Origin of the sequence: Halobacteriovorax vibrionivorans (assembly GCF_003346865.1) — a bacterium.
Lineage (GTDB): Bacteria > Bdellovibrionota > Bacteriovoracia > Bacteriovoracales > Bacteriovoracaceae > Halobacteriovorax_A > Halobacteriovorax_A vibrionivorans.
In genome coordinates this window covers 555527-570805 of the sequence record NZ_QDKL01000002.1, presented here as the reverse complement: position 1 = coordinate 570805, position 15279 = coordinate 555527, and the positions used below count along the sequence as shown (strand labels likewise).

Here is a 15279-nt window from a genome sequence, read left to right as displayed (position 1 = left end):
TCAAAATGGATGTGTAAGTTGCTGTTATTATATGGTTAGTATATGTACTGCTAATCGCTATTTTATATAAGATATATTATTATTAAAATATATAAAACGGAGAGATTATTGATGAATGTTATAAGAAATGTGGTTCCAGAGTACTTGGAAGAGACAAATAGACTAGTAAGTAATTTTGATGTTGCAACGAAAGTGATAGGTGTACAGGAGTCATTCGAGCATATTAAAGAAAAGTGGGACTCATTTTATATTTCATATCTAGAAGAAGCTAAAGTTGTAGAGAGATTTCCCTTGTACAAAGAGAAGATACTGAGTGATTTTAAGATTTTAGTTAAGAGTCTTCCTTACAAAGAAGAAATAAATGCTTCTGTGTATGCAGGTCATAGCGATGTACAGATGAATCAGGTTAGAAATACCGTAAAAGCAAAGATCGGATCAAATGAAGCCTTAATTGATAATTTGATATTTAATGCTAGTTTTTATAAAAACCTAAGTTATTTTGACAACCATACCGTAATTGTTGGAGCGAATGGTAGTGGAAAATCATCTTTTGCATCCTATATCAAAACAACATTAAGAACAGCTGGGATAGTTATCTCTGCACAGCGTTTTTTAAAAATTGATACCTTTAAAGTCCTCCAATCGACGAAACATACTTCAGATCTTTTAAAAAGAACTCAAAGTCAACATAGAACCTACAAGGAGCCTAACTCATATACTAATGGTGCATCAGAATTTAATGTTTTATTGAGTAACTTAATAGCAGACCAAGGTAGACATAATTCAGAGTTTTTAAGAAAAAACCTCGAAAATATAAGAATTGGAGTACCAACTGAAATGGAAGAGAGTCTTCTGCAAAAGGTTTTTAGAATTTGGAATACTGTAATAAAGCATAGAGAGATTGACTTAGATGAAGATAATATAAATATATGTGTCTTTACTGAGGGGAGAAAATCAAGATATCACCCTATCTCAATGAGTGAGGGCGAGAAGGTTGTACTATATCTTGCTGCTCAAATCGTTCAGGCACCGAGGGACAGCTTGATTATTGTAGATGAGCCTGAGATACATTTACATAAAACAATAGTGAATCAGTTATGGAGACTTCTTGAAAAAGAAAGACCTGACTGTATATTTATTTACTTAACTCATGATTTAGACTTTGCTGTTAGTATGGAGGATGCTCCAAAGTTATGGATGAAAAGTTTCTCTAACCCAAATAAATGGGATTTTGAAGTCGTAACTTCTAACGATATTCCTGAAGAGTTACTTTTGCGATTGCTAGGTACCCAGAAGAAAGTAGTCTTCTGTGAAGGGGACTCAGAAAGTAATGACTTTAAAACATACCGCGCTCTCTTTCCTCTTTTAGAGGTCCTACCAGTCGGCAGTTGTACTAATGTTATAAATTATACAAAAGCTTTTCAAAATACAGGTCTTTTAAACTCTGAAGTTTTCGGGATAATAGATGCTGACTTTCGATCAAGTGAAGAAAAAGAAAAGTTAAAACAAAGTAAGATTTATACCTTAAACTGTTCGGAAATTGAAAGTCTATTTCTATCAGAGGAGTTCTTAAAATATATGGATACAAGATTATTACATAATTCTCTAAGTTTAGATGATTTTAAGAGTCGAATATTTAAAAAATTTGAAGATGAAATAGAGACTCAATCTTTAAAATATATTTATCGAAAATTAGAGTTTAATTTAGGGCGAATTAGTCTAGGAAAGGCAAGAAAGCTAAATGATTTATTAGAACGATTTAACGAAGTGCAATCGGGAATAGAAATTGAAAAGTGGAACTCATCTAGAATTGATGAACTAAGGTCAATATTAACAAATAAAGAATATGATAGTGTTTTAGGTGTTTATAATAATAAGGGACTTATTGCTATAGCTAATCAAGAATTCGCTGTGACTAATTTTGTATCAAAGTGTATAAATGCACTAAAAGATTGTGAGAACGCAAGGACATTGATCAAGAAGGGGTTAGGCGAAGGTTTTATTGGGGAAGTTTATGTCTGATCATCATGGTTTTGAACAATCACTTTTACATAATGGGTTAGATTTCATTTTAGAGGGAATGATTAAGTTAGGAGAGGATAATGTTCGGTCAAAAAAGTATGCACTTCTAAATATCTACTCTGGTTTCTTGTTAGTAATGAAGGAGTTACTTAGGAGAGAGCATTGGTCTTTACTTTTTAATAAGCGAAAAGAGCCTAACTTCAAAGATTTTCAAAATGGTGACTTTGAGTCAATTGGAATCAAAGATACAATTAGCAGACTCAAAAATGTTATTGGTCTTGAATTAACAAAAGAATTTGAGTTTGAACTAGAAAAGATTAGAAAAATTAGAAATAGAATCGAGCATTTTGAGTTTTCTGAATCAAGTACAGTATTTGAATCTTTATCTGTAAAGGCAGTCATTGAAGTTTTGGAGTTTATTTCTGAACACATAGATACAGAAGAGATATTGGAAAATGAAAAGCAAGCTCTACAGAAAATTCGTGAGCAATTAGGTGTAAACATTAGACTAGTTGAAGAAAATACAAAGAGAGCGAATTTAGAAGTTAGAAATGGACAGTTATTGTTAACTTGCTACCTTTGTGATCAGAAATTTCTAGAAGTAGAAAATGGGGCATATTGCTATTTCTGTCATGAAAAAAATGATGATCCAAATGATGCTGCTAACCTATACTTCAATAAACATTCTGCATATATGGATTATCATCCAAAGCACAATCCAGTAGTTGAAGACTCCTATATTGACTGTCCGAGTTGTGGATTTGAAACTTGTGTTGTTGATGAGGATTCCCTTTATAGTTGTTTTACTTGTGGAGGAAGCTCCCGTGATGGTCGTTGGGACAAGTGCTCACATTGTCAAAGAATGTTCTGTCCTGAAGAGCAAGAAATGATTTGTAATTTTTGTTTTGAAGAAAAAATGGCACATGATTAATTTTGTGGCAAACCGTGTGGCAAAATTCACTAAATTTTTAATGAAAAGTCTCTGAGAAATTTCAAAAATGATAAGTCATTAAATTCTGATTGGTGAGATATTTCTAGGACCGTCGCCATTGGCCGTTTTTCGTGTGGCAGATATGTGGCAAAATAGAATATTGCCCTCCACACTAGAATAATGAAGGAGACAGTAGGCCCAAATCCTTATGTGATTTTGGTTAGTTATTTGATTGTGGTCTAGTTTTGCCACACGTTTTCTGTTGTAATCGTCGGTTATTAGCTTTGTTTGGCCATTCTTGGCAATCCCACCACCTCCACCATTCCAGATACCATGCGCACCGGAGTCTTAAAGACTGCCGGTTTTTTTTCGTCTTTAAATTCAAATGTTTTTGCTTTTTTATAGAAAGGTAGGACAACCCCTGATTGGGTTGGCTGAGATCGTTCAGGACGCTCAGGGCGGTTTTTACCGCGGTCACTATCGGTATGAGCCAAGTCTTTGACTCAAAAGGTAGAGGGGCAAGGTTCTTTTTAAATCCAATAAACAAGCCTATCTTTATTGGCAAAACCCCCTATATGAGTAAAGAAGACTCAAGGAGACTGATTAATTCATTAAAAGAAATTTATTTTAAAGTGGATACCAATGCAGAATTAAAAAAATTGATAATTCACAAGACAACTCCTTTTATCGAATCTGAGATTGAAGGTATTTTACAAGCAACAAAAGGTATAGATGTTGAATTATTGCATATTCAGCATTACCCCTTGTGGCGTGGAATAAAGGGAGACAGGAAAAAGAAGCAGCCAGCAAGTTATCCAGTTGACCGTGGAACGACAATTCAGTTAGATGATAACTCGTTCCTTTTGTTTACTCACGGAAATATTCCAAGCACTGATTTTCTAAATCAAAAAAAGGATTACTATAAGGGAGCAAGAGGAATCCCTGCGCCGTTAAAAATCACAAGATATGCAGGAAAATCATCTTTAGATGAGATTGCTAATGACATAATGAAATTAACTAAAATGAACTGGAATGCTGGTGAGTTATACAAAACTCTACCTGTCACAATTGATTTTTCTAAAGTTTTATCACGATATTCAAAACAGGATGAGTTGTTATTGAATATTCCTTATGATTTTAGGTATTTTATATAAAGTTGGGGAAAAAGTGGATATTGTTAATGTTAGCTCATTTGAATTATTTAAAAATGTTACTGGAAAAACGACAGATGAAGTTATTTTGATGATGCTTAATTCAACTTTATTTATAAACCCTCAAAAATTAGTTAAAACACCTGTTAAGTTTCCAGATGCAGCTAGAGAATCTAATGAACATCATAAAGGTGTCAAAAGAGGAAATAAGAGCACATGGGACGGTCGAGAAATAAATATTTACGATAATAACAAGGCTCGTACAGCCTTTGGCCAATATGCAGGTTTAAGAATGGGGGGCAAAAATAGAAATGTCTCTAAAGGGCTTCATGTCGCTCATATTTGGGAAAGGGTTTTTGACCCTAATTTTTTTACAGCAGGTTGGAATATCTGCCTAATGCCTGATTTTTTAAAAATTTACACAGAGAAGCAAGCTGGTACTGATGAGGTTGCTAAGTGTCTAAGGCAGGCTGGTTATGATATTTATTTCAAATCAGGCATAGTTCAAAGCAACCAGTTTGTAGAAGATCAAAAAATTGATCTTCAAAAAAGATTTCCAAGCTGGAACCCGACCTTTACTACTTAGTCATTTTTTTAGTAAAGCTCTCTAACGATGGAAGTCCTTTTTGAACCTTTATAAGAGCTTCTTTTTTAATGGTCTTACTTGATAAGTTTAAAACCGTAGTCCCTGAAACCACTGTAAATAATATCGCAAGAAATATCTCAATTATCGCACGCATGCTATGCCTCCTGATTTTTGTTGCGGTTGATGATGTCTCCAACCGTTGTTTTATTCCATTTTCCACCAAGAACCTGTTTTTCATTAAGAGAAGCTTTTTTGAAATTTATTGCTAACGAGATGAACGATCTAGTTATTTTTACTTATTGAAGAGTACTCTAAGTTATCAAAATCATTGCGCTTTAAAAGGTCTTGAGTCTGGACTATACTCCATGGTTTATAATAGATCATGGAGCTAGTTATGAAGAATCTACTTAAAATTGGTGAGCTATCTAAAGAATCTGGTGTTTCTATAGATACAATACGTTTCTATGAAGACAAAGGCTTAATCAATCCTACTAATAGAAGTGAAAAAGGATATCGTTTTTACGATTCATATACTTCGAGTGTATTACAGTTCATAGTAACCTCAAAGGAGCTTGGGTTTACGTTAAATGAAATTAAAGACCTTATTAATATTAAAATAAATAGAAATGGGAAATGTTCGCTCACATTGGATAAAATTAAAGAAAAAGAACTTGATATTGATAGAAAAATTACTGAGCTAAAGAAAATTAAGAGTGCATTAAAAAAGGTTTCTAAAAAGTGTGAATCTTCTAAAGGTGATTCAAATTGTCACTTCTTAGAACTATTAGGATGAATGGTTTATGGAAAATAAAGCTCAAAAAGCAACATTGATTAGCGGTATATTTGCATCAATTGCAGCGGCATCTTGTTGCATTGGCCCAGTTCTTTTTGCTGTATTGGGAGTCTCAAGTGCTGGCGTTTTGTCAAAAATGGAGCCATATCGTCCATACTTAACATTTATAACAATCATTTTACTCGGCTCTGCTTTTTATTTTACCTATCGAAAGAAAAGTACTGAAGAATGTGATTCAAACTCCTATTGTGCGAATCCAAAAGCAGACAAGTGGAATAGAATTATTCTGTGGAGTGCCACTGTTTTAATTTTGGGATTTTTAACATTTCCATATTGGAGCATTTACTTAATTTAGGATTCTTATGAAGAAAATAATTTTATTACTTACATTTTTGATTTCATTTTCAATTCTGGCTGATAATACCGTTACCAAAGACTACTATATTAAAGGAATGACTTGTGGTGGTTGTATTTTAGGCGTTAAAGTTGCATTAAAGAAAGCTGAGGGAGTTAAGTTCTTAGATCAAAATGTATCAGTGGGTATTGCCAGTATCAAGTTTGATGAAAAGCAATACAATGGAGCGGAAACTGACTGCAATGTAAGTAAAGCAATCGAAAAATATACCGAATACAATGTGTTTCTTGATAAGGCACATAAAAAACTTGCTTGTGGTCAACAATAGAGGTTTTAATGGGATGTTGTGATAAAAAACAAATAGTAAATAATAAAGTCAGTGGTGATTTAGACGGATTAATTTGTTATTGTTTCAACCATTCCAAACAGTCTTTGTTCGATGCTATTCACTCCAATAATGAGCAAGAAATTGTAAATGATATAAAGAAGAAAATGAAAGACCCTGGTTGCTTTTGTGAAACTTCAAACCCATCTGGAAAATGTTGTATGGCCGATGTCATGGGCTTTATAAAACATCATAAGGGTGGTTCTTTATGAAAAAAATAAAGTTTATATATTTTGATGGTTGCCCTAATGCTCAGAAAATTATGAATATTCTCTCTGAGCTAGATATTGATTTTGAAAAAATTGAGCAAACATCACTGCCAGATGGAAATCAGTTTAAAAACTATTCTTCTCCAACTGTCATTGCTGATGAGGAAATTATTTTTGGATCACTAGCTGATGGCGGAGGTTGTTCATTGAATTTACCTACAGTTGATTTTTTCAGGAGTAAATTACTTAGTTAATTTTTGTGTGAACATTTCCAGAGATGGCAGCCCCTTGTGAACCTTTAAAATAGCTTCCTTTTTAATGGCTTTACTTGAAAAATTTAAAACTGTTGTTCCTGAAATCACTGTAAATAATATCGCAAGAAATATCTCAATTATCGCACGCATGCTATGCCTCCTGATTTTGGTTGCGGTTGATAATGTCTCCAACCGTTGTTTTATTCCATTTTCTACCAAGCTTTGATGGAACCCTTTTTTCATTTAAGTAATTTGCTATGGCCCTGAACGAGAGTCCCTTGTTGCGAAGAGTTATAATCTTCTTAATAACTTTCTGTTCTTCTTTATGGGGGACACGCTTACCACCAACGAGTTTTTCCCCAAATTTGAGATTTGGTGCTTTTTTAGTCTCTTTAGATAAATCTAGGATTCTCAAGGCATCACTGATGCTAGTCCTAGACCAACCAGAAACTTCAGCGATCTGATAGCTGGATAAATCCATCTCGATATAAAGCTTCCTTAAAAGTACTTCATTTTGAATTGGCGTTGAAAGGTAGTGAAAAGCCAGTATAATAAGGCTTGAGTAATTATTATCAACGGATGAAGACTGGTGCGCGTGGCATCTTCCTTCGTCCACCATTTTACTATAGTCCAGAAGATATCAATTTCAGGATTTTGTCTTAAATCATTAAAACTAAAAGGGTAATGGTTTCGGGCAGTTAAGGTTTCAACTCATCTCTTTTATTTCGTGAGATTTCTCGAAATTTCTTAAAAAGGCTACTTTTGGCTACCTCGGTGGCTACCGGAGTAGCACCCCACTTTTTCAAAAATATTCGTAGCACTTTTTCTTAGTCAACCTGTTGAATTTTTTAAATTTAAACCGTCATCACCTCACTGGCAGAAATTGCTATTTCTAAACCAGCATAGTGATGGCACTGCGGAGGTCGCAAGTTTTAACCACAGGAGGAAATGTGCGAAACGAAAACAAAATTGAGGCCCTAGCTCTTAAGAAACTAAGAGGAATAAAGGGTGTGAACCGAAGAGAAGCTGGCGTTCTTTTAGGAGTCAGCTTTAAGACAATTGAAAAATTTGAAAATGGAAGAACCGCACTTACTAGATCAAAAATTGACGAAATTTTATCTGGATATGGTTTTTCTTATGATGATTTTAATAACTGCTGCAATGGAAAAAGTGACAAAGTTAAAGCTAAGTTTGTCACAATTCCAAAAGTAATTGAGAACAAAAAACTCAGGCGTAGTTACAAAAGGGTTATCACTAAAGAAGCACAGGTTTTAAAGGCCATTAGAAAACTCAAAGGTCTTAGCCAATACAAGGCAAGTTTTCTTTGTGGCTATCACAAAACCGCCATTGGACACATTGAAAACGGCAGAGTTGAAATCCCTAAAAGCAGGATTCAACACATTTTAGAAGCCTATGGATTCACAATGGATGACTTTGATTATCACATGAAGTCAGAGGTCTTTGTCACAGAGATTCAAGACGATTGTATTTCTATAATTAGGTCACTTGGTGAAGATAAACTTAAAGCTGTTTATCCACTACTATCAACATTTAAAAACTAAAACCTTTAAGGAGAACAATACTATGAAAACATATGAAACAAATTCAGCAGTGAAAAATGACAACTATACCTCTATTAGAGTTAAAAAAAATACAAAAAAAGATGTAAATAAATTCTTGGACAGGGCAAATAAGACTGAGGATTGTGGGAAAATTACATTTGATGCTCTCATTAGTTACTTTCTTGAGAATGTGACAAAAGACGATATTGAAAAACTTCAGCTTCAATCTATCACTTGGGCGCACGAAGATAAGCGACTTTGGGAGAAAAAGAAAGGCAAAGTTTCAGAGAATAAGTGGAAAGAAATGCTTTATTTAGGACAATCAAGTGAATTTATTAGCAAACATTCAAGACTTGAAACAAGTTATACGAGTTAGCAGTCTAATTTGACATTATAATGATAAAAGCTCCAAGGTTATGCAACAAGGATCACACAAAGAATTGGTATTCTATTTACTGTTTGTTATTAGATGATTGATCGTAAAATTATGATTTGAAATCTAGCTCTCAAAGAGGATCGTCAATAATAATAGAGTAATCGTTTAAGATATTATTGATTCTGTGATCTTTTTGTTGTAGATTGGTTGACATGAGGTTACTTTTTCGCTGTTTTTTGATTTTAAATATATGCTTTCTTTCAGGATTTAATTTCACTGGAAGTACATATAATAATGCTGAAGCCAGTGAAATATCTAAATATAGCACATCTTACGTAGTCAAATCGGTTGGTGTATCAAATAGCCTATACAATGGAAATCAATCTCAATCTGAAAATAGTGATTGTTGTCAGGACTGCTACGACTGCGCTACATGTTGCTTTAGTTTCTTAAATGCAAAAGGTTATTCTTTACGAATGGCCTTCAGAAAAAACAGTGCTTTAATTGCTTATGAGCTTACATTCAAAAGCACATACCTCCTTGAAATTTACAGGCCCCCAATCTCACACGTTTAAACAACTCGCTTAAACTTTAAGCGTAGCTTTAAATGCACAATTGCGTGTTTTTACGTGATTTAATTAATCTATTTTTTAAAATTTAATAATATCCCGGAGGATATAATGAAAAGTTTTATTTTTATCTTAGTACTTTCACTTTTTACTGTTGGCTGCGCAAGTAAGCAGAAAATTAATGAAAACTGTACCAAAACAACTGATTCATCTGGCCTAAAACAATGTAAAAAAAGTCACTCAGCAAATGATCGGGTTAGAAACTAAGAACGTTTTGGATGTCATCGAATGTAGTTGACCGGTTTTTTAACTTTGTGAAGAAGCTTACGTGGTAATAATACTGAAGTTTTAGTGGAAGCTGAAATAATGAAAGAGGAATGATTTGATTTTGAATAATAACTTATTTAATCATTTAGAACCAGACTTTCTGGAAGAAAATAAATGTTTTATGAGCTTGAAGAAAAAACTTCTTCAAATGCTTCCAGAGGCCCAACAAATCTTTAATTGGGCTTCTGGGGAGCATTTGTTATTTATTGAAGATAGATTGAGATTTTCTATTAATAAAAAGTCTGCTTACTCTGACTTCTCATCTTTTTTCTCAAAAATTTCATTAACTTCCCAACACTTTGTTTTTCTAAACTTTTTATTCAGACGACCTTTTTTCTCTATACATTTATGGATTTTTTCTGGGGTCTTCTGTTTTTTACAATGCTTCTGGCAATGTTTAACAAAGTTATCAGTTATTTCATCTGCTGATGCACTTATTAACGAAAAACCTAGAGTTAATCCGATTAAAATAGCTGTCTTTTTCATTTTTACTCCTCGTACGATTGTTTTGTTTGACACACTTACATACTTACACTACGGTGCAAGTATGTACAACGTCAATATAGAACCTACAGAAATATTTAAAGCTTTATCAGATAGAACCAGACTTAGAATTTTAAGAGTATTGGTCTCCATGCCTAATGAAGAAGTTTGCTTATGCGATCTGACCGATGCACTTTTAGAACCAGAAGTAAATATTTCCAGACACTTAAAATCTCTCAGGAATTCAGGACTTCTTATGGCCGAAAAAGAAGGTCGAATGGTTTACCACCGACTAGTTCCAACTAAAGAATCAAAACTTTTTTACAATATGATAGCAAAACTTCCTGACCCTGACGGTAATTTTAAAGAGGATCTTTCTAAGTTTAAAGTTGAACTTAAAAAGAGATCTTATGATCGTTGCAGAAGAAGTAGTGCTAATAAAAGTAAGAATCAAAGTTTTGGAAAAGGATACAAAAAATATGTATAAATACATTTTGGCAATTATGCCCTTTTTAATAATTTCACAAACCATATATGCTACCGACTGTAATGAACCTATTAAGTCTGCAAACGATTTCTACGTTTGTGCACTTTTAAAGGATAAGAGAATTGTTTCACTAAAATTTAGTCGTGAAGAGAGAGAAGGACGTAGTACAGAAGCGGCACAAATTCCGAACCCCGAAGTGGAGTCTGAATTCAATTTCGACTCTAACAAGAACCAAAATATCTCAATTTTACAGCCTATCGAAATTGGCGGGAAAAGATCAGCTAGAATTGAAATTGCAAATGCAAAAAACAATGAATCTTTAATAAAAGATCAATCTATTAAGGCCAGAGTTGCGACCGATATTTCACAGTCTTTAGTGAAATATAGACAGCTTTCTACTAGAATTTCTTTACTTGAAGAAATGAAAAAATCACTTAAGTCATTTACAAGGCGTCTAAAAGGAAAGGCCGTACGTACACCAGAAGAAAAAACGGCAGTCACGATTTTTACTATGCAAAGTACAGTTTTAGACACTCAGCTCCTTTCATTAAAACAAGACTTTAAGTTGACCAAAAATCTCTTAGAGTTGTCAATTGGTCGAAATATTAAAGAGTCCGAAAAGTTAATCTCTAGGGAAAGAAAAAATTGGCCTGTACTAAAGAAAAACTCGGTAAAAGAAACATTTAGCAGTAAGTTAGCTCTAGCCTCTTTAGCTCAGGTCAAAGGCGAATTTGAATATCAAAGAAGTAAAGCGTGGCCAGAAATATCAATTGGCCCGGTTATGGAAAAGCAAAGTGGAAGTGATATAGAGTTTGGCGCAAAAATTGAATTTGTACTACCTTTATTTAATACAAATGGCGGCGCGAAACAAGAAAGTCGTGCCAAGCTATCGAAAGCGCAATCACTTATCAGCAGAACTAAACTTAGAGAGTCGACTAAAGTTAGAACATATTTTGAGCAATATTATGATATTGCTCAATTTCTAAAAAATAGTCCTTCTCAAAAAAATATAAAAAAATCTGTTTCTAAGTCACTAGAACTCTTTTCCAAAGGAATGATTCAGCCATCTGGCATTGTTGAAAGCTATCGTTCAACCCTAGAAACACTAGAGGCCGTACAGGAAAAAGAGTTAAGTATTTATAAATTATACTGGATGCTCCAATCATATTCTGGTGAAGTCCCAAAGGAATTTTTATGAAAAACTATTTTTTAATTATATTTACTATCTTCTCAGTATTTACAGCTCAGGCCGAAGAAGAGTCAAAGTCAAAGGATCGAATAGGCCCGGGCAAAGCAGTTATCGCTGCAAATGAAAAGGAAGGCTTTAAGTTATCGGAGAAGGCGAAAAATAACCTCAATATCACTGTAAAAGAAGTCAATAGTGCGATTGTAACAGTACCCAAGAAATCTATTATTAGTTTTTTAGATTTTTATTCTGCATATAGGCTTCGAGATGGCTGGTATCGCGCTGTTGAAATTGAACCAAACTTTGAGGGAGATAAAGCTATTTTTAGCTCTAATCAGTTCAAGGTTGGAGATAAAGTAGTGATTGAAAATAGCGGCCTATTAAGGGTTGTAGAACTTGACGTGTTTGGCCCAGAAGCCGATGCATGTGTAGATTAAAATTAGGTAACTTAATATGAAAACATTAATATATTTTTCCGTTTATCACCGAGGAGTAGTACTCTTTGTTACATTCCTGTTAGCTTTAGCTGGATGGTTTAGTTTTACTCAACTTCCTATTGATGCTGTTCCAGACATAACGAATACTCAAGTACAAGTTTTTGCTCAAGCTGGAGGACTTTCAGCAGAAGAAGCTGAGCGATCAATAACGTTTCCAATAGAAAATTCAATGGGAGGAATTTCAGGAGTAAAACAAGTACGGTCAATCAGCCGTTTTGGTCTATCGGTTGTAACCGTAGTTTTTGAAGATGGATATGATATTTACAGAGCTAGACAATTAGTATCTGAACGCCTTCAGTCAATCTCATCTGACTTGCCGGAAGGAGTAGAGCCAAACCTAGGCCCAATTTCATCTGGTTTAGGAGAAATCTTTTTTTATGCACTTAAGTACGAAGAAAGTGATGACTCAAAAGAAGAACGTTTTGAAAAACTAATGGAACTAAGGTCTGCGCAAGAGTGGCTTGTTAAACCAAGACTTCTTACTATACCGGGAATTGCTGAAGTAAACACTATCGGGGGTTATGAAAAGCAATTTCATGTTATCCCTGACCCAAATAAGCTTTTACGTTTTGGAGTTAGTTTTTCAAGCATAGTTGATGCCCTGAAAAAGACTAATATGAATGTTGGTGGTGGATATGTACAACAATCTGGAGAGCAATTTGTTGTAAAAGGACAAGGTCTACTATCTGACCTTGATGATATAAAAAATACCCCCCTTCAACCATTAAACTCAGTAACAACATTACTAGTTAAAGATGTTGCACAAGTAAAAATATCATCAGAATTGCGAACAGGAGCTGCGCTCGTTCGTGGAAAAGAAGCAGTAATTGGAACGGCAATGATGCTTCTTGGGGAAAATAGTCGTGATGTTAGTCAGCGAGTTGCTGAACGAGTAAAAGAGATTGAAAAAACTCTTCCCAGTGGAATCAAATTGGAGGTCTTGTACGATAGATCAGACCTTGTTAATAAAACTCTCGGTACGATTGAACATAATCTCTTAACTGGTGCAGGACTAGTAATCCTTATATTGTTATTTTTACTTGGAAATGTTCGAGCCGCCGTTATCACGGCCGTCGTTATTCCACTTTCTCTTCTTTTAACATTCATTTTAATGAAGCTATTTAATATTTCTGGAAACCTATTGAGTCTAGGTGCTCTTGATTTTGGGATAATTGTTGACGGTGCTGTAATTGTACTAGATCACTGTGTGCGAAAGCTTCATGATGCAGGAAAAGAATTAGGAAGGCGTTTATCAAGAGAAGAAATACAACGAACAATTTATGAAGCAACTGTTGAAATTCGTACCGCTTCTGGGTTTGGTGAGCTTATAATAATCGTAGTTTTCCTACCAGTACTTGCATTGACTGGTATCGAAGGAAAAATGTTTCAACCAATGGCGGCAACATTTGCATTAGCAGTTTTCTGCGCATTGGCACTTTCCTTTTCAACCGTGCCAGCTCTTGCCAGTACTTTTATGAGCGGAAATGTAGTTGAAAAAGACCCTTGGCTCATGCAACAAGTAGAACGTTTCTATAAGCCTCTCCTTAATTTTGCGATGAGATTTAAGTCGATAACTGTTACAGTAGGTGCTCTAGCGATATTCTTAGGAGTTTTACTTTTTAGTCGACTAGGAGGAGAATTTTTACCTCAAATGGATGAAGCATCGAGAACTATTCAATTTGTTCGTCCTGTAAATATTTCTCTCGATCAGGCCATAAAGTTTCAAGAAAAATCAGAATCTATTATAAATAAATTCCCACAAGTAAAGAGTGTTTTTAGCCGCATAGGAACTGCTGAAGTTGCTACTGATCCGATGGGGGTCAACTTAGCTGACACATTCATTACGTTTAAGGAAAGAGAAGAATGGCCAAAGGGAGAAGGTCAACCTGAAACATGGAGTGAGCTGACTAAAGATATTGTTAAGCGTCTTGAAGAAGAAATTCCTGGACAGCGAGTACTTGTAAGTCAACCTATCCAAATGCGCTTTAATGAGCTTTTAGAAGGTACAAGAGCTGATGTTTCTGTAAAAGTGTTTGGAGATGACTTTGAATCTTTAGTTGAAACATCTGAACAAATTGCTAGTGTTATTCGTACCGTTCCCGGTGCTGGTGATGCAGAGACTGAGCTTCAAGGTACATCACCAATCCTTACTGTTACTCCGAAACAAGAAATTTTAGCATCACTTGGAGTTCCAAAAGGAGAAATTCTTGAGGCCATAAGTATAGCAATGGGTGGAGAAGAAGTTGGGCACATCTATGAAGGTGTTCAGAAGTTTCCCGTTTTAGTTCGTCTTGACGAAAAAAACAGGTCAGATTTGAATGTCATTCGTTCATTGCCTGTGGAGCTTGGAGAAAGAAATCTTGTACCATTAAGTCAGGCTGCGGAAGTTGAGTTTGATGAAGGATATGGACTTATTAACCGAGAACAAACTAAACGTAGAGTCGCAGTACTAATAAACCCAAGAGGAGTTGATACTGAAACATTTGTCCGTGCAGCTCAAGAAAAAGTTGAAAAAGAAGTAAAACTTCCGCCGGGTAGTTATTTAGAGTGGGGAGGAAACTTCAAGAACCTTATTCAAGCAAGAAATCGCTTGGCCATTTTTGCGCCCCTAGCATTACTACTTGTATTAGCAATGATTTATATGGCTTTTGGAAGTGTAGCACAGACAATTCTTGTATTTATGGGAGTCCCCTTTGCCCTAGTCGGAGGTGTTCTCGCTTTAAATATTAACAATCTTCCGTTTAGTATTTCAGCTGGAGTTGGCTTTATTGCGTTATCTGGAATCTCAGTCTTGAATGGTGTAGTCCTAATGAATTGCTTTAATGACTTAAGAAAAACAGGCCAAAGAGGTATAGATTTAGTTAAGCGAGGAACTGTTTTAAGAATTCGTCCAGTATTAATGACCGCAATGGTTGCAATGTTTGGCTTTGTCCCAATGATGCTTTCTACGAGTGTTGGAGCCGAGGTCCAAAGACCATTAGCTTCAGTTGTTATTGGAGGGTTATTTTCATCGACAATACTTACCTTGGTAGTTTTGCCTGTTTTATATTTAATATTTGAAAAGTTTATGAAGCTTCCAGAAGAAAAGATGAAACAAGTGTGAATA

General features: G+C 34.8%; 19 protein-coding genes. 16 read left to right on the top strand and 3 right to left on the bottom strand.

Translation table 11 applies throughout. The features are described 5' to 3' along the window. Positions 1-111: 111 nt before the first annotated feature. From DAY19_RS08595 to DAY19_RS08575, 4 genes are all read left to right on the top strand, one after another. A complete protein-coding gene (locus DAY19_RS08595; protein ID WP_115361409.1) occupies positions 112-2022 on the top strand; it encodes an AAA family ATPase in 1911 nt (636 codons plus the stop codon). Then, positions 2015-2953, top strand: coding sequence for a hypothetical protein (locus DAY19_RS08590; RefSeq protein WP_115361407.1), 939 nt, complete (start codon positions 2015-2017; stop codon positions 2951-2953). Before DAY19_RS08595 ends, DAY19_RS08590 begins: the two co-directional genes overlap by 8 nt. Before the next feature lie 485 nt (positions 2954-3438). Beyond that, positions 3439-4107, top strand: coding sequence for an argonaute/piwi family protein (locus tag DAY19_RS08580; protein WP_115361403.1), 669 nt, complete (start codon positions 3439-3441; stop codon positions 4105-4107). Beyond that, complete coding sequence (locus DAY19_RS08575) at positions 4085-4690, top strand: hypothetical protein (protein ID WP_115361401.1); 606 nt, start codon at positions 4085-4087, stop codon at positions 4688-4690. The genes DAY19_RS08580 and DAY19_RS08575 overlap by 23 nt, the downstream gene beginning before the upstream one ends. Here DAY19_RS08575 and DAY19_RS15325 read toward each other — a convergent pair. After that, positions 4683-4844: a hypothetical protein gene (locus tag DAY19_RS15325; RefSeq protein WP_167849491.1), complete on the bottom strand. Its 162-nt coding sequence runs from the start codon at positions 4842-4844 to the stop codon at positions 4683-4685. The genes DAY19_RS08575 and DAY19_RS15325 overlap by 8 nt on opposite strands. A 240-nt stretch (positions 4845-5084) precedes the next feature. On the opposite strand from DAY19_RS15325, the gene DAY19_RS08570 reads away from it, so the two are divergent. The 5 genes from DAY19_RS08570 to DAY19_RS08550 all read left to right on the top strand — a co-directional run bounded on the left by DAY19_RS08570 (position 5085) and on the right by DAY19_RS08550 (position 6686). Further along, positions 5085-5483 carry a MerR family transcriptional regulator gene (locus DAY19_RS08570; RefSeq protein ID WP_158536855.1) on the top strand — a complete coding sequence of 133 codons (399 nt, stop codon included), beginning with the start codon at positions 5085-5087 and terminating at the stop codon, positions 5481-5483. A 7-nt stretch (positions 5484-5490) separates the two neighbouring features. Beyond that, entirely contained in the window at positions 5491-5838 is a 348-nt protein-coding gene (locus DAY19_RS08565) for a mercuric transporter MerT family protein (RefSeq protein WP_115361397.1), read from the top strand. 7 nt (positions 5839-5845) lie between these two features. Next, positions 5846-6166, top strand: a complete 321-nt coding sequence (locus DAY19_RS08560; RefSeq protein ID WP_115361395.1) for a heavy-metal-associated domain-containing protein — start codon at positions 5846-5848, stop codon at positions 6164-6166. Positions 6167-6270: 104 nt separating this feature from the next. After that, complete coding sequence (locus DAY19_RS15250; protein ID WP_158536854.1) at positions 6271-6435, top strand: bacterioferritin-associated ferredoxin; 165 nt, start codon at positions 6271-6273, stop codon at positions 6433-6435. After that, positions 6432-6686, top strand: a complete 255-nt coding sequence (locus DAY19_RS08550; RefSeq protein ID WP_115361391.1) for a glutathione S-transferase N-terminal domain-containing protein — start codon at positions 6432-6434, stop codon at positions 6684-6686. The genes DAY19_RS15250 and DAY19_RS08550 overlap by 4 nt, the downstream gene beginning before the upstream one ends. Here the strand turns inward: DAY19_RS08550 and DAY19_RS15320 are convergent. Both DAY19_RS15320 and DAY19_RS08545 read right to left on the bottom strand, forming a co-directional pair. After that, entirely contained in the window at positions 6675-6836 is a 162-nt protein-coding gene (locus tag DAY19_RS15320) for a hypothetical protein (protein ID WP_167849492.1), read from the bottom strand. The genes DAY19_RS08550 and DAY19_RS15320 overlap by 12 nt on opposite strands. A 1-nt stretch (position 6837) precedes the next feature. Then, entirely contained in the window at positions 6838-7302 is a 465-nt protein-coding gene (locus tag DAY19_RS08545) for a recombinase family protein (RefSeq protein WP_158536853.1), read from the bottom strand. Between the two features lie 334 nt (positions 7303-7636). On the opposite strand from DAY19_RS08545, the gene DAY19_RS08540 reads away from it, so the two are divergent. The 7 genes from DAY19_RS08540 to DAY19_RS08515 all read left to right on the top strand — a co-directional run bounded on the left by DAY19_RS08540 (position 7637) and on the right by DAY19_RS08515 (position 15276). Continuing rightward, on the top strand, positions 7637-8248 hold the full coding sequence (locus DAY19_RS08540; protein WP_158536852.1) for a helix-turn-helix transcriptional regulator: 612 nt from the start codon (positions 7637-7639) through the stop codon (positions 8246-8248). Positions 8249-8270: 22 nt separating this feature from the next. Beyond that, positions 8271-8624 carry a hypothetical protein gene (locus DAY19_RS08535; RefSeq protein WP_115361385.1) on the top strand — a complete coding sequence of 118 codons (354 nt, stop codon included), beginning with the start codon at positions 8271-8273 and terminating at the stop codon, positions 8622-8624. Positions 8625-9304: 680 nt separating this feature from the next. Next, positions 9305-9460, top strand: coding sequence for a hypothetical protein (locus DAY19_RS15245; RefSeq protein ID WP_158536851.1), 156 nt, complete (start codon positions 9305-9307; stop codon positions 9458-9460). Positions 9461-9581: 121 nt separating this feature from the next. Then, entirely contained in the window at positions 9582-10490 is a 909-nt protein-coding gene (locus DAY19_RS08530) for an ArsR/SmtB family transcription factor (protein WP_133296922.1), read from the top strand. Further along, positions 10483-11688, top strand: a complete 1206-nt coding sequence (locus DAY19_RS08525) for a TolC family protein (protein ID WP_158536850.1) — start codon at positions 10483-10485, stop codon at positions 11686-11688. Before DAY19_RS08530 ends, DAY19_RS08525 begins: the two co-directional genes overlap by 8 nt. Continuing rightward, on the top strand, positions 11685-12113 hold the full coding sequence (locus DAY19_RS08520) for a hypothetical protein (protein ID WP_115361378.1): 429 nt from the start codon (positions 11685-11687) through the stop codon (positions 12111-12113). The genes DAY19_RS08525 and DAY19_RS08520 overlap by 4 nt, the downstream gene beginning before the upstream one ends. A 16-nt stretch (positions 12114-12129) precedes the next feature. After that, positions 12130-15276, top strand: coding sequence for an efflux RND transporter permease subunit (locus DAY19_RS08515; RefSeq protein WP_115361376.1), 3147 nt, complete (start codon positions 12130-12132; stop codon positions 15274-15276). Positions 15277-15279: the final 3 nt, after the last annotated feature.